The organism is Streptomyces sp. NPDC016459 (assembly GCF_040632845.1).
Lineage (GTDB): Bacteria > Actinomycetota > Actinomycetes > Streptomycetales > Streptomycetaceae > Streptomyces.
In genome coordinates, this window is record NZ_JBEYCR010000010.1 from 150,808 (window position 1) to 172,706 (window position 21,899).

At 72.3% G+C, this 21,899-nt stretch carries 13 protein-coding genes and 2 pseudogenes; 8 read left to right on the forward strand and 7 right to left on the reverse strand.

The annotated features are described in order from the left end of the window. Positions 1–4 precede the first annotated feature (4 nt). The 3 genes from ABZ567_RS23575 to ABZ567_RS23585 are packed head-to-tail and all read right to left on the reverse strand — an operon-like array spanning position 5 to position 2,101. Complete coding sequence (locus ABZ567_RS23575; protein ID WP_360793055.1) at positions 5–787, reverse strand: SDR family oxidoreductase; 783 nt, start codon at positions 785–787, stop codon at positions 5–7. Then, the gene (locus ABZ567_RS23580) at positions 784–1,488 is read right to left on the reverse strand and encodes a cupin domain-containing protein (RefSeq protein WP_360793057.1); all 705 of its coding nucleotides are present in this window, start codon (positions 1,486–1,488) and stop codon (positions 784–786) included. The genes ABZ567_RS23575 and ABZ567_RS23580 overlap by 4 nt, the downstream gene beginning before the upstream one ends. Beyond that, the gene (locus ABZ567_RS23585; protein ID WP_360793059.1) at positions 1,478–2,101 is read right to left on the reverse strand and encodes a hypothetical protein; all 624 of its coding nucleotides are present in this window, start codon (positions 2,099–2,101) and stop codon (positions 1,478–1,480) included. Before ABZ567_RS23585 ends, ABZ567_RS23580 begins: the two co-directional genes overlap by 11 nt. 726 nt (positions 2,102–2,827) lie before the next feature. Between ABZ567_RS23585 and ABZ567_RS23590 the strand changes: the two genes are divergently transcribed. The 5 genes from ABZ567_RS23590 to ABZ567_RS23610 all read left to right on the forward strand — a co-directional run bounded on the left by ABZ567_RS23590 (position 2,828) and on the right by ABZ567_RS23610 (position 10,807). Further along, positions 2,828–5,239, forward strand: a complete 2,412-nt coding sequence (locus tag ABZ567_RS23590; RefSeq protein WP_360793061.1) for a serine/threonine-protein kinase — start codon at positions 2,828–2,830, stop codon at positions 5,237–5,239. A 255-nt stretch (positions 5,240–5,494) separates the two neighbouring features. Then, positions 5,495–7,051: an NAD(P)/FAD-dependent oxidoreductase gene (locus ABZ567_RS23595; RefSeq protein WP_360793063.1), complete on the forward strand. Its 1,557-nt coding sequence runs from the start codon at positions 5,495–5,497 to the stop codon at positions 7,049–7,051. Between the two features lie 234 nt (positions 7,052–7,285). Further along, entirely contained in the window at positions 7,286–8,320 is a 1,035-nt protein-coding gene (tdh, locus tag ABZ567_RS23600) for an L-threonine 3-dehydrogenase (protein WP_360793065.1), read from the forward strand. A 3-nt stretch (positions 8,321–8,323) separates the two neighbouring features. After that, entirely contained in the window at positions 8,324–9,562 is a 1,239-nt protein-coding gene (locus tag ABZ567_RS23605; protein WP_360793067.1) for a glycine C-acetyltransferase, read from the forward strand. A gap of 336 nt (positions 9,563–9,898) precedes the next feature. Then, the gene (locus ABZ567_RS23610; RefSeq protein ID WP_360793069.1) at positions 9,899–10,807 is read left to right on the forward strand and encodes a LysR family transcriptional regulator; all 909 of its coding nucleotides are present in this window, start codon (positions 9,899–9,901) and stop codon (positions 10,805–10,807) included. Between the two features lie 12 nt (positions 10,808–10,819). Here ABZ567_RS23610 and ABZ567_RS23615 read toward each other — a convergent pair whose 3' ends face one another. Together ABZ567_RS23615 and ABZ567_RS23620 are read right to left on the reverse strand one after the other, a co-directional pair. Continuing rightward, positions 10,820–12,844 (reverse strand): sialidase family protein, encoded by a 2,025-nt coding sequence (locus tag ABZ567_RS23615; RefSeq protein WP_360793071.1) that lies wholly within the window; start codon positions 12,842–12,844, stop codon positions 10,820–10,822. A 96-nt stretch (positions 12,845–12,940) separates the two neighbouring features. Then, positions 12,941–14,668 carry a serine hydrolase gene (locus ABZ567_RS23620; protein WP_360793222.1) on the reverse strand — a complete coding sequence of 576 codons (1,728 nt, stop codon included), beginning with the start codon at positions 14,666–14,668 and terminating at the stop codon, positions 12,941–12,943. 112 nt (positions 14,669–14,780) lie between these two features. Here ABZ567_RS23620 and ABZ567_RS23625 point away from each other — a divergent pair. Both ABZ567_RS23625 and ABZ567_RS23630 read left to right on the forward strand, forming a co-directional pair. Then, positions 14,781–15,113 (forward strand): annotated as a pseudogene (locus ABZ567_RS23625) (acyl-CoA synthetase); the annotation flags it as partial. Between the two features lie 72 nt (positions 15,114–15,185). Then, positions 15,186–16,283, forward strand: coding sequence for an ionic transporter y4hA (locus ABZ567_RS23630; RefSeq protein ID WP_360793223.1), 1,098 nt, complete (start codon positions 15,186–15,188; stop codon positions 16,281–16,283). 22 nt (positions 16,284–16,305) lie between these two features. Here the strand turns inward: ABZ567_RS23630 and ABZ567_RS23635 are convergent, their stop codons facing one another. After that, positions 16,306–18,693, reverse strand: a complete 2,388-nt coding sequence (locus ABZ567_RS23635; protein WP_360793073.1) for a penicillin acylase family protein — start codon at positions 18,691–18,693, stop codon at positions 16,306–16,308. A 155-nt stretch (positions 18,694–18,848) separates the two neighbouring features. Between ABZ567_RS23635 and ABZ567_RS23640 the strand changes: the two genes are divergently transcribed. Beyond that, the gene (locus ABZ567_RS23640; RefSeq protein WP_360793075.1) at positions 18,849–20,363 is read left to right on the forward strand and encodes a fatty acyl-CoA synthetase; all 1,515 of its coding nucleotides are present in this window, start codon (positions 18,849–18,851) and stop codon (positions 20,361–20,363) included. A gap of 70 nt (positions 20,364–20,433) precedes the next feature. Here ABZ567_RS23640 and paaK read toward each other — a convergent pair. Next, positions 20,434–21,728 (reverse strand): annotated as a pseudogene (gene paaK, locus ABZ567_RS23645) (phenylacetate--CoA ligase PaaK). Between the last annotated feature and the right edge of the window lie 171 nt (positions 21,729–21,899).

The following is a 21,899-nucleotide window of genomic DNA, read 5'->3' on the forward strand; positions in this document are numbered from 1 at the left end:
CCTCTCACACGCATGTCAATTGACCGCCGTCGACCGAGATCTGCTGACCGGTGACGTAGGACGATTCATCGGATGCCAGAAAGCCGATGAGGGCGGCGACCTCGTCGGCCTCTCCCGGTCTGTCCATCGGGATGGCCCTGCGCAGGCGGTCCTCCGCCTCCTGTCGTGACATGGCGCCGGACCGGCTCATATGGGCGACGGCGTTGTCGTAGCGCTGCGTCCGGATGACCCCGGGGTGCACACAGTTCACGGTCACGTGGTGTCTGGCGTACTGACCCGCCAGGTACTTGCTGGCATTCGCGACCGCCGCGTTGACCAGACCGGAGAGAAACATGCCGGCGGCCGGCTCCCTGCCGATGTTGCCGACGATGTTGACGATCCGGCCGAATTCGTTGCGGACCATCACGGGGGCGACGGACTTGATCAGATCCAGGTACGGGACGAGTTTCTGATCCATCGCGGAACGCACGTCGTCGACCATGATGTCGTCGAAGTGTCCGGGCGGCGGTCCGGGGGCGTTGTTGACCAGGACGTCGATCCTGCCGAAACGGCGTTCGACGTCCCGCACCAGCTCCTCGCGGAAGGCCCGCGAGGTGACGTCGCCCGGAAGGACGTACGTGGCCCGCCCGCCGTCGGCCGTCACCGCCCTCGATTCCGCGGCGACCTTCTCCAGGTCGGGGGAGCTGCGCGCGCACAGGACGGTCGCGTACCCCTTGGCGCTCAGGTGCAGTGCGGTCGCCCTCCCGATGCCGCGGCCGGCGCCCAGGATGATCGCTACCCGGGTCACCGGGACTCCTGCTCGGCTTCCTGCTGGGGGACCCGGTGGTAGCGCGGCGGGATGAAGATGTTGAGGGAGCGGGCCAGGCCCTCGTTCGGGTTCGCGGCGCCGTGGCCCTCCTGGCTCCCGCAGAAGTAGGTGGCGCCGAACTGCAGCTCGTGGCGCGAGCCCTCGACCGTCATCTCGTACCGACCGTCCAGGCACGTCCCGATCTGCTCGTGGGAGTGCTTGTGGTACGGCATCTCGCCGCCGCCGGGAATGTCGGCGATCATCAGCTCGATCCAGTCGGCCAGGAAGAACGTGACGTCCATCTTGACGAACTTGCGCGATTCGAGCGGTTCGAGGAAGTAGCCGCTCGGCGCGGGGTAGGACTCGCCCGCCTTGCGGCGCCTGATCTCCAGGAGAATGGATTCGGCCGAGTCCGTGTTCACGGCCGACAGCTCGATGCCGGGAGGCGCGACGTACACGTCGTGCTCGGGCTTCATCAGCCTCGTCACGTCTCCGACCGTCGCGGAGAGCTCACCGCGGATGACCATTCCGACGTGTGCTTCCTGCCGGGATTCATCGCTCCGTACGGCAGCTCCGGGGGCGATATAGAGGAGCCGGACTTCCGTGTCCTCGCGTCGGTAGGACTCGATTCGGACCCCGTCGTCGTGTCGGGTGACTCCGGGAGCCGGGAAGTAGGGGTGCTCACGCACTTCAGCGGACATGGAGATCCTTCCTCCTTGAGAAGACCGTCCAGGTCATGGGGATCCGTGAAAACCTGTAGACGAACTTCAGGTTGTATTCCTCGACCGCCTGCTCGTTCGTGAGAGCGATGTTGTAGCGGCCGCTGGCGACGTGATCGGCCGCCTGGCTCGTGGAGCTGACGGTGGCCAGCTTCACGGGATGGTCGAAGTGGTGCCGCAGCATCGGGACGGGAGCCGGGTGAGTGGCTACGGTCTCGGTGCTGAGCAGTTCTTCGTGGAAGGCGAAGTCGGCCCGCGCCGCGAGGCCGTACTCCGGCGTACTCCCGTGAAAGACGCTCACCGGCTCCAGACCCGGATGCATGTAGAAAGCGTTGATATCGGCATAGGCGTGCGGGACCAGGGCCAGATCGATGTGAGTACCGACGAGTGCGTCCATGCACTGCTCGAAGGTGTCCTTCAGGACGATCCGGCAGGATTCGGGATCGCCGACGCACTGCAACATCAGTCGCGCGATGTGCTCGCTACTGGTCCCCTTTGGGCCCAATGTCCCGATCGCGACGCGTTGTGTCGCGTCGGTGGGAATGAGCGCCATGAGTGCCTGTTTTTCACTGTCAGGAATTCGGACCGTATTCATGTCTCGACCTCCTCTGTGGCGTCCATTCGCGGGCTTCTTCTGTCGGCTGCGCATGGGTGAACGGTGCCGACGGTGGCGCTTCAGCTCCGGTGATCTTGAGCAGGAGTGAACCCTAGGACTCCCTCGTACGGGCAATCAAGCGTGACCATGAATTGCCGTCAGGTCGAGGCTGATTTCTTTCGTAAAGAGTGATTCGTTTCGCTGTTGTTTCGGACGAATTAAATGAGCCAGGTGGCGCGTTGGTGCCTGTCCTTTTGCCGTGGATGGACGGCTTGGGCCCGACTTCGAGGCCGGGCGGTGACCGGCCGATGTATACGGAGAGTCCTGCGGTGCGGTCCCCGGCAGGTCGTCGTCGGCCGCCGGAACACCCTGTCCGGGGCTCCCGCCTTCACGTGGTTGGCGAGAACTCGTCAGTCCGGGGGCGGCCCGATCTCGCCTACGCGTGTCGGCTCGCCGGCCGACGCGCGGGCTGTGACGCTCGATGGGGTGCCGTGCGCGGCGTCATGATCAACAGCAGCTTCCGGGACCCGGGGGCCGGCTCACACGGACCGCGAGCCTCGCCGGGCCCTTCCCGCCGGGACACGTCGTCCGCGCCCCCGACCGGCCCGGCCCGCAGACGCGACCCGACCCTTACGCGTACCCCGCCCCGTACCCAGTGTCCGAACCGGCGTCCATACTGGAGCAGCCGGAGAAGGCGTAGGAAACCGACGGGGGCGGCAGCACACGATGGGGGACTCCAGACTGATCCAGGGCCGGTACCGCCTGCACGAGGTCATCGGCCGCGGAGGCATGGGCGAGGTGTGGCGCGCCACCGACGAGGCGCTCGGCCGCGGGGTCGCCGTGAAGTGCCTCAAACCACTCGGACCGCAGCAGGACCCCCAGGTCCTCACCATCGTGCGCGAGCGGTTCCGGCGCGAGGCGCGGGTGGCCGCCGCGCTCCAGCACCGCGGCATCACCGTCGTGCACGACTTCGGCGAGGACGACGGCGTGCTCTTCCTCGTCATGGAGCTCCTGGAGGGGCGCAACCTCAGCCAGCTCCTCACCGCCAACGCCCAGCATCCGCTGCCCGTCCAGGACGTCGTCGAGATCGCCGACCAGGTCGCCGACGCCCTCGCGTACACCCACGGCCACGGCATCGTGCACCGCGACCTGAAGCCCGCGAACATCATGCGGCTGCGGGACGGGACGGTGAAGATCTGCGACTTCGGAATAGCGCGCCTCGGCGCCGACATGGGCTTCACCTCCCGCCTCACCGGGACCGGCATCGCCATGGGCACACCCCACTACATGTCCCCCGAGCAGATCGGCGGCGGCGAGATCGACCACCGCAGCGATCTCTACTCGTTGGGGTGCGTGCTGTACGAACTGGCCACCGGCGCCCCGCCCTTCGACCTCGGCGACTCCTGGGCCATCCTCATCGGACACCGGGACACGGTGCCGAGCCCGCCGCGGGCGCACCGCGCCGAGCTGCCCGACTACTTCGACCGGATCGTCGTCGACCTCCTCGCCAAGGTGCCCGAGGAACGACCGGCCGACGCGGGTGACCTGCGCCGCCGAATCGTCTCGGGGCGGATCTCGCCGTCTCTTCCCGGGACCACGGCCGGCATGTCCCTTCCAGGGGGGATCGTTGTGCCGGGACCGGGGCCGGGGCCGGGGCCGGGGCCGTGGCCCGGTCCCGGTGTGGATCCGGGGGGTCCGGGTCCGGGACCTTGGCATGGTCCGGGAGGGAGTCCGGATCCGACTCCTGGTCCAGGGCCCGGACCTGCGCCGGTCCTCGGTCCGGACATGCGGCCCGGCCCTGCCGTCGCCGTCGTCGCCGCCCCCGGCGCTCCCGACCCGGCTGCCGCGCCCGCATGGGCACGGGGGATCACGCCCGGGCACCGGCCCGCCGACGCGGGAGCCGCGCCGCGCCCGATCGCCCACGATCCCGCCGCGGCCGTGCTCACCACCGAATGGACCACCGCCGGCCCCGCGCCGGACGCGCGCGTGCCCGCGCGCGTCACCCCCTCCGCCGAGCTGATCGCCGTGCTCGCCGGCCGGTACCGGGCGGGGATGGGCCTCGGCCGACTCGGCCGCTGGGACGAGGCCGAGGCCGTGCACCGGTCGGTCGCGGAGCACCGCGCGGCGGCCCTCGGCGAGGACCACCCCGACACCCTCGCCAGCCACTACGAGGTGGGCTTCGCCCTCGCCCGGCTCGACCGTCCCGCCGACGCCCTGAGCGTCTTCGACCGGGTCGCCACGACCCGCGCCCGCGTCCTCGGAGAGGACCACCCCGACACCTTGGCCGCCCGGCAGGAGCGGGCGTACGCCCTCGGGCGCCTCGGACGGCACCCCGAGGCGTACGAGGTGTACGTCACCGTCCTCGCCGCACGCGAGCGCACCGTGGGCCCCGACCACCCCGACACCCTGCGCTGCCGTCACAACCTGGCGTTCACGCTGGGCCGCCTCGGTCGCCTGGAGGAGTCGTACCGCACGGCGCACGAGGTCGCGGAGGCACGGGCTCGGCTGCTCGGCGAGGACCATCCCGACACGCTCCTGACCCGGCACGAGGTGGCGTACACCCTCGGGCGCCTCGGCCGGGGGCGGGAGTCGCTCGCCGAGTACCGCGCGGTCGCCGACGCGCGTGCCGCCGCCCTCGGCCCCGATCACCCGGACACCCTCGCCGCCCGCTACGAGACCGGAGTCTGCCTCGGCCGGCTCGGCCAGGCCGCCGACGCCCTGGCCGTCTGCCACGACCTCGTCGAGGCCCGCGCCCGCGCGCAGGGCGCCGACGATCCCGAGACCCTGCGCGCCCGCCACGCCCTCGCGGTCAACCTCGGCCGCCTCGGCCGCTGGCCGGAGGCGCTCGCGGAGTCCGAGGGCGTCCACGCGGACCGGGAGGGGGTCCTCGGACCGGACCACCCGGACACCCTGCTGAGCCGCCGTGAGGCGGGCGTCGCCCTCGGCCGGCTCGGCCGCTGGGCGGAGGCGCTGGAGGCGCACCGCGCGGTCGCCGCCGCCCGGGCCCGCCTCCTCGGTCCCGCCCACCCCGACACCGTCGCCGCGCTCGACGACGAGGCCCACTGTCTGGACCGCCTGGGCCGTCACACCGAAGCGGCGGCCCTCCTCCTGAGAGCGGCCACCCCGCCCCCGCCGTGATCCGCCCCCGGCCCTCGTCTTCCTGCGAGCGGCCACCCCGCCCCGCTGTGATCCGCCCGAGAGAGCGACCACCGGCTCTGGTCTTCCTGCGAGCGGCCGCCCCACCCCACTGCGATCCCACCGAGAGCGGCCCCATGCCCTGGTCCTCCTGGGAGCGGCCGCCCGCACCGCCCTGATCCTTCACTGGAGCGACCGGCCCCCCGCCCCACTCCACCGCCCTCTTTCCCGGCCCGGCGCCCCGTGTGAGCATGAGCCATGACCGCTTCCCCACCGTCCGCCGCCGCCCGTTCCTACGACGCCGTCGTCGTGGGCGGCGGCCACAACGGCCTGGTGGCCGCCGCCTACCTGGCCCGCGCCGGACGCTCCGTGCTCGTCCTGGAGCGGCTCGGATCCACCGGTGGCGCCGCCGTCTCCACCCGGCCCTTCGCCGGGGTCGACGCGCGGCTCTCCCGGTACTCGTACCTCGTCTCGCTCCTCCCCGAGAAGATCGTGCGCGAGCTGGGGCTGCGGTTCGCGGTGCGGAAGCGGTCCGTCTCCTCGTACACCCCGAAGGGCGACGGGGGCCTCCTCGTCGGTGGCGGCCCCGACCGCACCCGTGCCTCCTTCGCCGCGCTCACCGGCTCCGACCGCGAGTACGAGGCGTGGCAGGACTTCTACGCCCGCACCGGCCGGGCCGCCCGCCGGATCTTCCCCACCCTGACCGAGCCGCTCCCGACCCGCGCCGTGCTCCGGGACCGCGTCGACGACGCCGAGACCTGGCGGATCCTCTTCGAGGAACCCCTCGGCGTCAGCGTCGAACGGACCTTCGCCGACGACCTCGTCCGCGGCGTCGTGCTCACCGACGCCCTCATCGGCACCTTCGCCGACGCCCACGACCCGTCGCTCCCGCAGAACCGCTGCTTCCTCTACCACGTCATCGGCGGCGGCACGGGCGACTGGGACGTGCCCGTCGGCGGCATGGGCGCCCTCACCGACGCCCTCGCCGACGCGGCTCGCGCCGCGGGCGCCGACCTCCGCACCGGCCACGAGGTCACCCGGATCGAGACCGACGGCAGCCGCGCCGCGATCACTTACCGCACCGCCGACCGCGAGGACACCGTCGAGGCGGACCACGTCCTCGTCAACGCCTCCCCGCGCGACCTCGCCGCCCTGCTCCGCGAGACGCCGCCGCCGGCCCCGGAAGGCGCCCAGCTCAAGGTCAACATGCTGCTCACCCGGCTGCCGAGACTCCGCGACCGGTCCGTCGACCCGCACGAGGCCTTCGCCGGCACCTTCCACATCGCCGAGGGGTACGGGCAACTGGCCACCGCACACGCCGAGGCCGCCGCCGGACGGCTGCCCTCCGCCCCGCCTTCCGAGATCTACTGCCACTCGCTCACCGACCCGACGATCCTCGGCCGCGACCTCGCCGCCACGGGCCACCAGACGCTCACCCTGTTCGGGCTTCACACCCCCGCACGCCTGTTCACCGCCGACAACGAGGGCACCCGGGCCGCCCTCCTCGCGGCGACCCTCGACCAGCTCGACGCCCATCTGGACGAACCGATCACCGACTGCCTCGCCCTCGACGCGGACGGCCGCCCCTGCGTCGAGGCGAAGACCCCGCTCGACCTCGAACGCGAACTGCGCCTGCCCGGCGGCCACATCTTCCACCGCGACCTCTCCTTCCCGTACGCGGAGGACGGCACGGGCCGCTGGGGCGTCGAGACCCGGCACGCCAACGTGCTGCTGTGCGGGGCGGGCGCGATCAGAGGCGGGGGAGTGAGCGGCATCCCCGGCCACAACGCGGCGATGGCGGCCCTGGGCCGGTGAGGGAGTTCCGTCCCACGGTGGCCCCCGGAGCCTCCCCGCACGGGGCCCCGCCGTTCGGGCGCGTCGACGTCGCCGGGCCCCCGCCTGGGGTGTGAAGCTGATCTGCGAGCGCGCTTAAGAAATCCTCGATGGACCGCGAGCGCTCCGTACGGAAGATTCTCTTCCAGGGATCTTGGGCACTCAGTCGTGCCCGCGCCCCCACATCACAGGACACGCACGTCGGGAGCCGATGCATTGAAGGCGCTGGTCAAGCTGAAGGCGGAGCCGGGACTCTGGCTCACGGACGTGCCCGAGCCGGAGACCGGCCCCGGAGACGTACTGATCAAGGTCAAGCGGACCGGTATCTGCGGGACCGACCTGCACATCCGCTCCTGGGACGGTTGGGCGCAGAAGACGATCGCCACGCCCCTGACCATCGGCCACGAGTTCGTCGGCGAGGTCGTCTCCGTCGGCCGTGACGTCGCCGACATCGCCGTCGGCGACCTGGTCAGCGGCGAGGGCCACCTCGTCTGCGGCAAGTGCCGCAACTGCCTGGCCGGACGTCGTCACCTCTGCCGCGCCACCGTCGGCCTCGGCGTCGGCCGGGACGGGGCCTTCGCCGAGTACGTGGCGCTGCCCGCGTCCAACGTGTGGGTGCACCGCGTCGCCGTCGACCTCGACATCGCCGCGATCTTCGACCCGTTCGGCAACGCCGTGCACACGGCGCTCTCCTTCCCGCTCGTCGGCGAGGACGTCCTCGTCACCGGCGCGGGCCCGATCGGCATCATGGCCGCCGCCGTCGCCAAGCACGCCGGCGCCCGCAGCGTGATGATCACCGACGTCAGCGAGGAGCGTCTCGCCCTCGCCCGCAAGACGGGCGTCACCCTCGCCCTCAACGTCACCGAGCAGACCATCGCCGACGGCCAGCGCACCCTCGGACTCAAGGAGGGCTTCGACGTCGGCCTGGAGATGTCCGGCAACCCGCACGCCATGCGCGACATGGTCGCCAACATGACCCACGGCGGCAGGATCGCCATGCTGGGCCTGCCCAGCGAGGACTTCGCCGTCGACTGGGCGAAGATCGTCACCTCCATGATCACCGTCAAGGGCATCTACGGCCGCGAGATGTTCGAGACCTGGTACGCGATGTCGGTGCTCCTGGAGGGCGGCCTCGACCTCGCCCCCGTCATCACCGGGCGTTACGCGTACACCGACTTCGAGACCGCCTTCGACGACGCGGCCTCCGGCAAGAGCGGCAAGATCATCCTCGACTGGACTGCGGGAGCCTGACCCATGTTCGATTCCGTACGCGACGACATCCGCGCCACCCTCGACGAGATCCGGCAGGCCGGGCTTCACAAGCCCGAGCGGGTCATCGGCACGCCCCAGTCGGCCACCGTCTCCGTGACCGCGATGGGGTCTCCCCTGCTCGAGCGAAGCCGAGAGCTTGGGGAAGGGCGCCCCGGCGAGGTGCTCAACTTCTGCGCCAACAACTACCTGGGCCTCGCCGACCACCCCGAGGTGATCGCCGCCGCCCACGAGGCGCTGGACCGCTGGGGCTACGGCATGGCGTCCGTCCGCTTCATCTGCGGCACCCAGGAGGTGCACAAGGAGCTGGAGGCGCGCCTCTCGGCCTTCCTCGGCCAGGAGGACACGATCCTCTACTCCTCCTGCTTCGACGCCAACGGCGGAGTCTTCGAGACGATCCTCGGCGCCGAGGACGCCGTCATCTCCGACGCCCTCAACCACGCGTCGATCATCGACGGCATCCGCCTCTCCAAGGCCCGCCGCTTCCGCTACGCCAACCGCGACATGGCCGACCTGGAGCAGCAGCTGAAGGAGGCCACGGAGGGCGGCGCCCGGCGCAAGCTCATCGTCACCGACGGCGTCTTCTCCATGGACGGTTACGTCGCCCCGCTCGACGAGATCTGCGACCTCGCCGAGCGCTACGACGCCATGGTCATGGTCGACGACTCGCACGCCGTCGGCTTCGTCGGCCCCGGCGGCCGGGGGACCCCCGAGCTGCACGGCGTCATGGACCGCGTCGACATCATCACCGGCACCCTCGGCAAGGCCCTCGGCGGTGCCTCGGGCGGTTACGTCGCCGCCCGCGCCGAGATCGTCGCCCTGCTGCGCCAGCGCTCCCGCCCCTACCTCTTCTCGAACACCCTCGCCCCGGTGATCGCCGCCGCCTCGCTCAAGGTCCTGGACCTCCTGGAGTCCGCCGGTGACCTCCGCGAGCGGCTGCGCGCCAACACCGAGCTGTTCCGGACCCGCATGACGGCCGAGGGCTTCGACGTCCTCCCCGGCGACCACGCCATCGCCCCGGTCATGATCGGCGACGCCTCCGAGGCGGGCCGCATGGCCGAACTGCTCCTGGAGCGCGGTGTGTACGTGATCGGCTTCTCGTACCCGGTCGTGCCGCAGGGTCAGGCCAGGATCCGGGTGCAGCTCTCCGCCGCCCACTCCACGGACGACGTGAACCGGGCCGTCGACGCCTTCGTCGAGACCCGCACCGCCCTGCGCGGCTGAGGCGAGCGCCGGTCTGGCGGACCGCGCGTCCGGGGGCGGGGGGTTCCCCGCGGCCCACGCGCCGGGTCCGAGGCCCCGCGGCCCACGCGCCGGGTCCGAGGCCCCGCGGCCCACGCGCCGGGTCCGAGGCCCCGCGACCCGCGCGTCCGGGTCGGGGATTCCCCGCGCCCTTCGCGTGCGGAGTCAGGGGTTCCCCGCCGCCCGCGCGTCCGGGGCGGGGGCCGGTCCCGCGGCCCGCGCGGCAGGTCGGGGGGCGGTCTGGCGGCGCGCCCGGCCGGTCCCGGACCCCGCGCGGCCGGGACGAGAGCCGGTCTCGCGGCCTGCGAGACTAGGGGCATGATCGAAGCGCGGCGGTTGCACATCCTCCGTGCGGTGGCCGACCACCGCACGGTCACGGCGGCGGCCGCCGCGCTCTATCTCACCCCCTCCGCCGTCTCCCAGCAGCTCGCCGCCCTGGAGCAGGAGACCGGTCACCGCCTGGTGGACCGCAGCGCCCGGGGCGCCCGCCTCACCCCGGCCGGCGAGATCCTGCTCAGCCACGCCAACGCCGTCCTCGCCCAGTTGGAGCGCGCCGAGTCGGAACTCGCCGCCTACAGCTCCGGTGACGCCGGTACGGTCACGGTCGCCGCCTTCGCCACCGGCATCGGACTCGTGGTGGCCCCCGCCCTCACGGCCCTGTCCCGCACCGCGCCCGGCATCCGAGTCCGGGTCCGGGACGCCGAGGGCGACGAGAGCCTGCTCATGGTCCTCGACCGGCAGGTGGATGTGGCCGTCGCGGTCGAGTACCGGGGCGCTCCCGGCGAGGACGACGCGCGCCTCACCCGCGTCCCGCTGTACGCGGAGCCCTTCGACGCGGTCCTGCCGGCCGGCCACCCGCTCGCGCACGAGCAGCGGGTCGCGCTCGCCGACCTCGCCAAGGACACCTGGATCGGCCAGTCCACCGGCAACCCCTGCCATGACGTCACCGTCCTGGCCTGCGAGTACGCCGGGTTCACCCTGCGCCTGGAGCACGCGTCCGACGACTTTCGCGCGGTCGTCGCCCTCGCCTCGGCGGGCGCGGGAGTGGCGCTCGTGCCGCGCTCGGCCCTGCGCGGCATGGAACTCGCGGGGGTGGAGGTCCGCCCGATCGACGGTGTGGCCCCGACGCGCAGGGTCTTCGCCGCCGTCCGGCGCGGCGCGGAGGAGCACCCCCTGATCAGCCCCGTGCTCACCGCCCTCCGTACGGCCTCGGAACCGGGCGCCTGAGAGTGAGCGGCTCTACCAGACGGTGGAGAAGCCGAGGCGGAGACGTTCGTCCGCGGTGGCCACGTCGAGCGAGCCGCTCTTCACCTGGGCGGCCTCGGCCGGGGTGAGCGCGCGCCGGAAGAGCCGGACGTCGTCCAGCGTGCCCCGGAAGAGCTGCGCCACCCCGGCCGGCTGGTCGGGGAAGTCGGGCCGGGCGCCGATGTGGATGTTGAACTGGGCGGCGGGGGTGACGTTCCTGTCGGCCGCCGACGCCCCCTGCGGCATGGCGGCGGTGGCCGGGGCGCCGCCGTCCACCGCGAGGCCGAGGGTGAGACCGGCGCGGGTGAACACGACGTGGTGCCATGCGCCGTCGTTGTACGAGGAGGGGAGCGTCACCTCCGTGGAGCCGATGTCCGTGCCGACGGTGGCGCGCAGGACGTTCCCCGCCCCGGGTTCGGCCCTGACCGAGAAGTGCCGGCCCTTCTTCAGCGGGTCCGTGCCCGGCATGCCGTACGCCCACACGATCGGCAGCGTGCCGGTGGTGGCCGAGTGCCGGAACCAGGCCGTGACGGTGAAGTCCCGGTCGTCGACCCGCAGGGACGGCGAGCAGACCAGACGCAGGTAGTCGTCCGTACCGTCGAAGTCCATGGCCTTGCCGCCGAGGCGGGTTCCGAGTGCGGCCCCGCCGTGGATGACGGCGTGGTTGCCGGCCTCGCCGGGCGGCCGCACCCGGGTGTCGGCGGTGCGCGGGCGGCGCAGCTCGGTCGCGGCGTCGTCCATGTCCTTCTCGGTGAAGGCCGCGAAGACGAGGTTGCCGTGCGGGATGTTGCCCGCCGTCTCGTACAGGACGCCGAGGGAGCGGTCCGGCAGGAGGGTCAGATCGGAGTAGCCGGTGCGGGCCCCCGAGACCAGGGTGCCCACGGTCTTCCAGGTCTTCCCCTCGTCGTACGAGGAGCGGACGGCCAGCTCGCGCCGGTCCTCCAGCGGGTTCGGGCCCAGGCGGGAGGGACCGGAGTAGAGCAGCCGGTCGGGCCTGCCGTCCTGGTCGTGTGCGTGCAGCCGCAGCAGCGAGCCGAACGTCGGGGAGGTGTCCAGACCGGCCACGGGAGTGAAGGGCGCGGCGAAGGAGGCGCCGCCGTCGGCGCTCGTGGTCTCCAGCCGGTGCTCGTTGGTCGCGCAGCGGCTGGGCTCGGAGTTGCGCGCGTTGACGTAGACGGCGCCGTCGGTGGTCTGCGCGACCGTCAACTCGGCCGGGAACGCTCCGGACTTGCTCACGGCCGGGGTGACGGCGCCGAGCTTCCACGTCAGGCCGCCGTCGTCGCTGTGGTACAGGTGGGCGCCCGCGGTCGTGTTGCCCCCCGCCGTGTGGTCGCCGGGCACGATCGGCCGGCCCCGGTGCGGTCCGCGGGTGAGCTGGATGCCGTGGCCGGGTCCGGTGGACACCCACCCCCACCCGGGGGCCTTCAACTGCGGCAGCTCGACGCTCGCGGACCAGGTCACGCCGCCGTCCGAGCTGTGGACGGCGTGGATGGTACGGGGGAAGCCGTCACGATCGGGCTTGGCCCCGTCACGGTTCCAGTCGCTGCTGGCGTACAGCAGGGTGATCCGGCCGGTGGCGGCGTCCACCACGGGCACGGGGTTGCCGTGCGCGCGCGTGTCTCCCGCGCCGATGACGACCCGTAGGTCCTCCCAGTGCGCACCGCCGTCGAGGGACCTCCTGAGCACGATGTCGTTGTCGCCGACGTCGTGGCAACCGGTCGTCGGCAGCCGGTTGCGGCCCTCGGCGAACGCGAGGAGGACGCCGTCGGTGCTGGTGACGAGGGCGGGAATCCGCGTGCAGAAGTAGTTCTCGCGTGCCTTGAACGGCGTGTTGAGCACCTGGGGCGTGAGCGGTGCGGTGGACGCCGGGGTGGCGCTCGTCCCCGATGCCACCGCGCGGGACGGCGGTGCGACCGCGAGCACGACCGTGGCCAGGACGGCGAGGGAGAGAGCGCACAGCCATGCGGAGAGGGGGAAGCGGCGCGCGCCCGGGGGACGGCGTTCGGGGAGGGACGACACGAAGGAAACACCTCGCTACGAAGGAGATCTCCCGCCGGGACGGTATCTCATGTGATCACGTGTCCGGGGTCCCCGCGGGGGCTGCGCCCGGCGTGTTCAATCGACCGACCTGCTCCATCCGTTCGCCTCGATCCGTGCCTCGTCCGCCGGCCGCGCGGCGTCGAACACCGAGCGCCCCGCCCCGTCGATGAGCCGGAGCCCGTCCACGTACACGCCGCGCCCCACGTACCGCCGGTCCATGGTGTACCGCCAGCGCACGAGTTCGTCCGCCTCGTTCAGCGGCGCGGACACGGTGTGCCATACCCGCCCGGACCAGCCGCCGACCGTCCCCGTGGGGTGCTCGGTGCGCCCGTCGGTGGTGAAGGGCACCGGCCGCCAGGTCCTGCCGCCGTCCGCCGAGGCCTCCAGGGCGGTCGCGTCCGCGTCGGGCACGGTGTCCCACCACAGGGCGCACTCGAACCGCGCCGCACCCGGCACCGGCGGCAGGGTGAGCGTCCCGGTGCTGCCGCTCGTCATGCCGGAGAACCAGGCCGCGCGTCCCCCGGCCGACCGTACGGGCACGGCCCTGGCCAGCCGGTTGGCGAGGGCGACGCGCGGGGCGGAGCCCGAGCGCCAGGAGCGCACCGGGTGCACGGAGTTGCCGAGGACGATCAGGAACGTGTCGGTCGTCGGGTCCAGAACCATGCTGGTACCGGTGAATCCGGTGTGCCCGGCCGTACGGGGAGTGGCCATCGCGCCCATGTACCCGTGCTGGTGCAGCTCGAAGCCGAGGCCGTGGGCGTGACCCGGGAAGGCGCCGGCGAAGTCGGTGAACATGAGGTCCACCGAGGCGGGGGAGAGGATGCGGGCCGGGCCGTACGACCCGCCGTTCAGCAGGGTGCGGGCGAGGATCGCGAGGTCCCAGGCGCGGGAGAAGATCCCGGCGTGGCCCGCGACCCCGCCGAGGGCGTGGGCGTTCTCGTCGTGGACCTCGCCCCGCACCATGCCCCGGTCGAGGCCGGACCACGGCGGTCGGGCGTCCTCGGTGGCGGCGATTCCCGGCCGCCAGGAGAGCGGTGGGGCGAAACGAGTGCGGTGCATCCCGAGTGGAGCGGTGATCTCGTCGTGGAGCAGGACATCCAGACCGAGACCGGTGATCTCCTCCAGCACCAGCTGAAGTGTGATCAGATTCAGATCGGAGTAGAGGTACGCGGTCCCCGGCGAGTGCGCCGGGACCTCGCCCCACAGCAGCCGCAGCTTTCCCTCCCGCGTGCGCTTCTCGTACAGCGGAAGCCACGCCCGGAGTCCCGAGGTGTGGGTGAGCAGCTGACGGACCGTGACCTCCCCTTTCCCGCCGCCACCGAACTCCGGGAGGTACGCCGTGACCCTCGCCTCCAGGTCCAGCGTTCCGCGCTCGATCTGCTGCACCGCCAGGATCGAGGTGAACAGTTTGGTGACCGACGCCAGGTCGAAGACGGTCTCCTCGGTCATGGGGACCCGGCGCTCCGGCGGCAGTTCGACGCCGGTGTCCGTCGTCCGGTCGTAGGCCGAGTACCGCACCGCCGAGCCGATCGCCCGGTGCAGGGCGACGATCCCGCCACGGCCGGCGAGCAGGACGGCGCCCGCGTACCAGGGGTGCGTGGGGGAGGGCGCGAGGAACCTCTCCGCCTCCGTGACCAGCCCGTCCAGGTGCGGGCAGAGCAGCCCGGCCTCCTCGGCCGAGCCCGGCCGCAGGATGGTGCGTCGCCCGGTCCTGTCGTTCCCCCCGACCCTTCCGGTCCCGCCGACCCTGCCGCCCCCACCGACCCTGCCGGCCCCACTGGCCCCGCCCGCGCCTTCCGCCATGGCCACCCTCTCGACGCCTCCTTCGCACGTTCAAGACCGCAGCCGTCATCTCCCCCGCACCCGGCTCAGGCTCAGGCGCAGGCCAAGGGGTCGGCTCCGGAAGTCCTTCCAGGATTGTCACCCGGCCGAGATCGAGGCGGCGCGGCTCGCCCACTCTGCCGTCGCGGACGCCGCCGCCTTCGGCGTCCCGCACGCCGCCGCCTTGGGCGTCCCGCACGCCGACCGGCGCGAGGAGGCCAAGGCCGTCGTCGAGACGACCGAGGGCGACGAGCCGGGACCCGCGCTCGTCGCCGCGATGCTGCCCCACGGCGCGGACCGCCTGGCGGGCTTCCCACGCCCGAAGACGGTCGGCTTCATCCCGGTCATGCCCCGCGAACCCCACGGCGAGCTGTACAAGTGCCGCCTCCGCGACCCGTACTGGGAGGGGGGTCGGGAGCGCCCGCTCCAGCCGCTCGTCCACCGGCCGCGACCACGGAACGAAACGGCTGAAATCATCCTTTGTGGCAGGATGCGGATCATGAGTTCGAGTACGGCGGCGACGGCACGGCAGTGGACCACCTGGGGGCCGGTGGTGGCGGCGCTTGCGCTCGGGGCGGCCTGGGGGCGGGATCTGCCGGGCTTCGCCGTCGGGCTCATCACGCTCTGCCTCATCGCCGCCGTCCTCGCGGCGGTCCACCACGCCGAGGTCATCGCCCACCGCGTCGGCGAACCCTACGGTTCACTTGTCCTCGCCGTCGCGGTCACCGTCATCGAGGTCGGGCTCATCGTCACGCTGATGGCCGGAGGCGGTGAGAAGACCTCCACGTACGCGCGTGACACCGTCTTCGCCGCCGTCATGATCACATGCAACGGCATCGTCGGCCTGTCCCTCCTCGTCGCCGCCCTCCGCACCCGGGTCGCGGTCTTCAATGCCGAGGGGTCCGGAGGCGCGCTCGCCACCGTCTGCACCCTGGCCACGATGACGCTGGTCCTGCCCACCTTCACCACCAGCCGGCCCGGCGCCGAGTTCTCCACCGCGCAGCTCGCCTTCGCCGCCGTCGCCTCCCTCTGTCTGTACGGCGTGTTCGTCGGCGTCCAGACCGTGCGGCACCGGGACTACTTCCTGCCGGTGCCGCGTCCCGGCCACGACTCGGCGGACGAGCACGCCGAGCCGCCCACCCGGCGCGACACCTGGACCAGCCTCGGTCTGCTCCTGGTCGCCCTCGTCGCCGTCGTCGGCAACGCCAAGCTGATCTCGCCGACCATCGAGGACGGCGTCGAGTCGGCGGGCCTGCCCAAGGCGGTCGTCGGCGTCGTCATCGCCCTGATGGTGCTGCTGCCCGAGACCCTCGCCGCCGTCCGCGCGGCCCGCAGGGACCGGGTGCAGACCAGCCTCAACCTCGCGTACGGCTCGGCGATCGCCAGTATCGGACTGACGATTCCGGCGATCGCGCTCGCCTCGATCTGGCTGTCCGGGCCCCTCGTGCTCGGTCTCGGCCCGCTCCACATGGTCCTGCTCGTCCTCACCGGTGTGGTGAGCGCCCTGACCGTGGTGCCCGGACGTGCCAACCTCCTCCAGGGCGGCGTCCACCTCTCGATCTTCGCCGCCTTCGTCTTCCTGTCGTTCAGCCCGTGACGACGGGGCCCGGAAGAACCGATCAGCCCCTGACGACCACCACCCGCAGCGCCGGGGAGCGCAGGATGTCCTTCTCGCAGAACCGGGAGGTCACCCAGCGCTCGCCCGCGTACAGCCGGGTCTGGTCGCTGTAGTGCGGCGAGGCCGGGTTCGACGACTGGGAGTACGAGAGCAGGGTCCGGGCCACCGGACACCTTCCGCCGTCCCAACCCACCGCCTGCACATGGCTGGTCCCGTGCGCGACCTCGATGTAGCCGCCGCCCGCCGCGTCCCACACGGACTCGGTCTTGTTCCAGATCCCGAGCGACTCGGTGCCGCCGCTCACCGGGATCCGCTGCCCGTTCCGTACGACGAACTGATGGGCGCCCAGAGGCGCGTCCAGCGGGATCCCGGCGGCCCGCAGCTCCGCCGCCGCGTCGGTCAGCGCCTTCGCGAACCCGGGCGCCGACGTGTTCAAGGTGTGCGGGGTACGGACCGGGTCGGTCGGCGAGAACGGCACCTTCCACTGGTCGGCCGGCCTCACCGTACCGGTGAACTTCCGCCAGAACCGGTCGAAGAGCAGCGCGCCCCGGCTGCCGGTGTCCACCGTCCGGTCCCAGGCGCCGATCACCCGGCAGACCTCCGGGTCGCCCGGGAGCGCGCCCGCGCAGGCCTCCGCCGCCTCGGCGGCCGCCAGGTCACCGGCCGGCGCCCGGTTGGCGAACTGCTGGCGCTGGAGGTCCGCCACCGTCAGCCGACCGCGCTCCGCCATCGCCGCCACGTCCTCGACCCCGCCCCGGGTGCGCAGCGAACGCGGGGTCGCGATCGTCCCGAAGACACGCTCGTAACCGGTCAGCGGCCGGTCGGCGTTGGTCAGCCAGGCACTGTCGTTGGAGTTCGCCACGTACGGGGCGTCCCGAAGGACCGGCATCCGCGCGGGGCCGAAGACCCCCGCCTGTACGGCGTCCGGGTCGGAGCCGAGCGCGCAGTCCGACCGGGAGCCGTCGAGCACCGCCACACCCGAGGACGGGTAGGTGGCCCGGCCGAGGGGGGTGGAGCAGCGCCGGTCGAGTTCGTCCGTGATGCGGGGGAGTACCTGCGCCTGGGTGAAGAGGGAGTGCCCCGCCGAGTCCGCGGCGATCGTGTTGACCCAGGGCAGGCCCTGGGTGCGCTCGAGGGTGTCGGCGATGTCCTGCGTGGACCGGGCCTTCCCGAAGCCGAGCGCGGTGTCGGAGCCGCGCAGGTTGACCGCGTTGGGGTCGTTGAGCGCGTACGCCGTGGTGGTGGACCACGGCAGCGGGAGCTGGGCGCCGAGGCCGCCGACGACCGGGCCGTACCGGGTCCACCACTGGGTGCGGGTGACGGTCGCGCCGTCCCTGACCGGAACGGTCACCGTGCGCGGGGTCATCCGCTCGGGCCGGCCGTCCACCAGGTACGCGGTCGGGTCACCGGGCGCGAGCGTCAGCTGGTGCAGGTTCAGCGGCACCCCGGTGGCGACGGTGTGGCTCCAGGCCACCTTGTCGTTGAAGCCGATGTTCACGACGGTGGTGCCGAGGAGCGAGGCCCCCGAGACGTTCAGTTCGCCCGGGATGGTCTGCTGCGACTGCCAGAAGCGGCGGCCGCCCTGCCACGGATAGTGCGGGTTCCCGAGGAGCAGCCCGCGCCCGTTCGCCGTGGTGGCGCCCGAGAAGGCGACGGCGTTGGAGCCCATGGTGGCGTTCTCGGCCGCGAACAGCTCCCGCGCGGCCGCGGCCGCACGCTCCGGGTCGGGCGCCTGGACGGGTTCCCCCGTCGAGGTGGCCGGCGGCCGGGCGCCGGTGATGCCGTCGACGGCCCGCCCCTGCCCGCCGAGCACCGACACGGCGAAGCCCCGCCGGGCCACGTCGAGCGCGGTCACCGGACGGACCCACGCGGCCTTCGCACAGGCGGGATCCGATATCCGGTTCTTCCGCAGCCAGGCGTTGTACCCGGCCGCCCAGCCGCGCATCAGTTCCTTGAGGTCACGGCTCGGCCCGGCCGGTGCCGGGGTCGCGAGCAGCTCCTCGACCGTCCCGGCGTCCTTCACCCCACGGAAGTACAGGTCGCTGGAGAGGTTCGTGGCGGCGGAGGAGAGCGAGCCGTCCGTGACGGCGTCCGGGCCGAAGTACCGGGACCGTTCACCGTTCACGGTCAGGAAGCCGTCCGCGAGGGTGCAGACCTGGTCGGCGGCCTGGGCCCAGCCCGTCCCGAAACCGAGGTTCGCGTAGTCCTTGGCCAGGATGTGCGGGACGCCGTACTCGGTGTACCGGATGACGGCCGACAGGCCCCGGTCGGAGGGGTGGTGGCCCCGGCCGCCGGAGTCCGCGGACGCCGCGCCCGGCAGCGAGGCGGTGACGACGGCGAGGGCGGCGCCGGTGAGCGCCAGGTGTTTCAGACGGGTGCGGAGATGCAACGTGTCTCCCGACGGACGGATGTGCACTGCTGGTTGCCCCATGCACCCAGCCACGCGCCCCCGTGTCAACATCCCGTTCGGTATCCGAGGCCTCAGCAAGTGCGGCACGCCGAGCGGTACTTGACCCTCGGTCCCGCCACGCCGAGGATCACCGCATGGACCGACTCCTCAGCCGTACCGTCGACGGTTTCCTGCGCGCGAGCGCCCGGCGCGTCCCCGACCGGATCGCCGTCCGGTACGCCGACAGGACCTGGACGTACGCGGAGCTGGACGCGGCCGTCTCCACCGCCGCCGCGGTCCTGCGCGAGCGGCGGCACGGCCTCGCCCTGCCGGAGTACGCCCGGGTGGCGACGTACGGCCACAACTCGGACGCCTACCTCATCGCGTTCCTCGCATGCGCCCGGTCCGGGCTGATCCACGTGCCGGTCAACCACCACCTGACGGGTGAGGACCTCGCGTACGTCCTGGAGCAGTCGGACAGCTCGCTCGTCCTCGCCGACCCGGCCCTCGCGGACCGCGTCCCCGACGGCTACGCGGTCAAGGCCCTGCGTGACGCGCCCGGTTCACTGCTCGACGCGCTCGTCGAACCGGAGACGTACCTCACCGACCGCGACGCCCGCGACATCGCCCAACTGCTCTACACCTCGGGCACCACCGCCCTCCCCAAGGGCGCGATGATGAGCCACCTCGCGCTGGCCCACGAGTACACGAGCGCCATCGAGGCCCTCGACCTGCACCAGGACGACCGGCCGGTGCACGCGCTGCCGCTGTACCACTCGGCGCAGATGCACGTCTTCCTGCTGCCCTACCTCGCCGTCGGCGCCGAGAACACGATCATCGACGGCCCCGACCCCGTCGTCCTGTTCGACCTGATCGAGGCCGGGCGCGCGGACAGCCTCTTCGCCCCGCCGACCGTCTGGATCGGTCTCGCCGGCCACCCCGATTTCGCGGGTCGCGACCTGTCCACCCTGCGCAAGGCGTACTACGGGGCGTCGGTCATGCCGGTGCCCGTCCTGGAGCGGCTGCGCACCCGGCTCCCGGGGCTCGCCTTCTACAACTGCTTCGGCCAGTCCGAGATCGGGCCGCTCGCCACGGTCCTGGGCCCGGACGAGCACGAGGGGCGGATGGAGTCGTGCGGCCGTCCGGTCCGCCATGTCGAGGCCCGCGTCGTCGACGAGGACGGCGACGACGTCCCCGACGGCACCCCCGGCGAGATCGTCTACCGCTCGCCGCAGCTGTGCGACGGCTACTGGCGCAAGCCCGACGAGACGAAGGCGGCCTTCCGAGGCGGCTGGTTCCACTCGGGCGACCTCGCCCTCCGCGACAGCGAGGGCTACTACACGATCGTCGACCGGGTGAAGGACGTCATCAACTCCGGCGGCGTCCTGGTCGCCTCCCGCCAGGTGGAGGACGCGCTCTACACCCACCCCGGCGTCGCGGAGGTGGCTGTGATCGGCCTGCCCGACGACCGCTGGATCGAAGCGGTCACGGCCGTGGTCGTCCCGCGTGGCGAGGTCACCGAGGCCGAACTCCTCGCCCACGCACGGGAGAGGCTCGCCCCCTTCAAGGCCCCGAAGCGCATCCACTTCACCCCCGGACTGCCCCGCAACGCCAGCGGCAAGATCCTCAAGCGCGAACTCCGCGACCGCCTCGCCGACGAGCCCTCCTGACCCCCTCGGGCCATTCCGGCAAGGAGCGCCGTCTGCCTCGCGAACCCGCGCGTGACTTCCCGGACAGGCCTCAGCGCTCCTCGCCCTCCCTCACATCCACGATCCGCTTGATCTTGCCCACCGACCGTTCCAGCGTCCCGGGGTCGACCACCTCGACCCCGACCGAGACCCCGATCCCGTCCTTGACGGCCGCCGCGAGCGTCCGGACCGCCTCCGCCCGCTCCTCGCCCGTCGCCCCCGGGCGGGCCTCGGCGCGCACCGTCAGGGCGTCGAGCCGTCCCTCCCGGGTGAGCCGCAGTTGAAAGTGAGGGGCCACGCCCGGCGTACGGAGCACGAGCTCCTCGATCTGCGTCGGGAAGAGGTTCACCCCGCGCAGGATGATCATGTCGTCGCTGCGCCCGGTCACCTTCTCCATCCGCCGGAACACCCGCGCGGTCCCCGGCAGCAGACGCGTCAGATCACGGGTCCGGTAGCGGACCACGGGCATGGCCTCCTTGGTGAGCGAGGTGAAGACCAGCTCCCCCTCCTCGCCGTCCGGGAGCACCTCGCCGGTGAACGGGTCCACGACCTCCGGGTAGAAGTGGTCCTCCCAGATGTGCAGGCCGTCCTTCGTCTCCACGCACTCCTGCGCCACGCCGGGCCCGATCACCTCCGACAGGCCGTATATGTCGACCGCGTCGATCGCGAAGGCCTCCTCGATCTCCTTCCGCATCGCCTCCGTCCACGGCTCCGCGCCGAAGACGCCCACCTTCAGGGAGGTCGAGCGCGGGTCCACGCCCTGCCGCCCGAACTCGTCGAGCAGCGTCAGCATGTACGAGGGCGTCACCATGATGACCTCGGGACGGAAGTCCTGGATCAACCGCACCTGTCGGGCCGTCATGCCGCCTGAGGCGGGGATCACCGTGCACCCGAGCCGCTCCGCGCCGTAGTGGGCGCCGAGCCCGCCGGTGAACAGGCCGTACCCGTAGGCCACATGCACCTTGTGGCCCGGGCGGACACCGGCGGCCCGCAGGGACCGGGCCACCACGTCCGCCCAGGTGTCGAGGTCGCCTTGGTGTAGCCGACGACGGTCGGACGGCCGGTGGTGCCGCTGGAGGCGTGGACGCGGCGGATCCGGTCCGGTTCGACGGCGAACATGCCGAAGGGGTAGTGGTCGCGGAGGTCCGCCTTGGTGGTGAAGGGGAAGCGGGCCAGGTCCGCGAGGGTTCGGCAGTCGTCCGGGGCCACCCCGGCCGCGTCGAAGGAGCGGCGGTGGAAGTCCACGTTCTCGTACGCGTGGCGCAGGGTCGCCCGCAGGCGCTCCAACTGGAGTGCCGCGAGTTCCTCGCGCCCGAGCCGTTCGCCGCTGTCCAGCAGGTCCGTCATCGCGCCACTCCTCCACGGCCCCGGTCGAGGGCCGGACGACCGATCATTCGGTAGATGCGTTCCGGGTCAGTAGAACCGCAGGGGCCGGGGGGTTGGCAAGGGGTCCGCCGGCCCTTTTTCCGGCACGGCCAGGTGCGAACCGATCATCACACCTTGGGGTGTCTTTTCGGC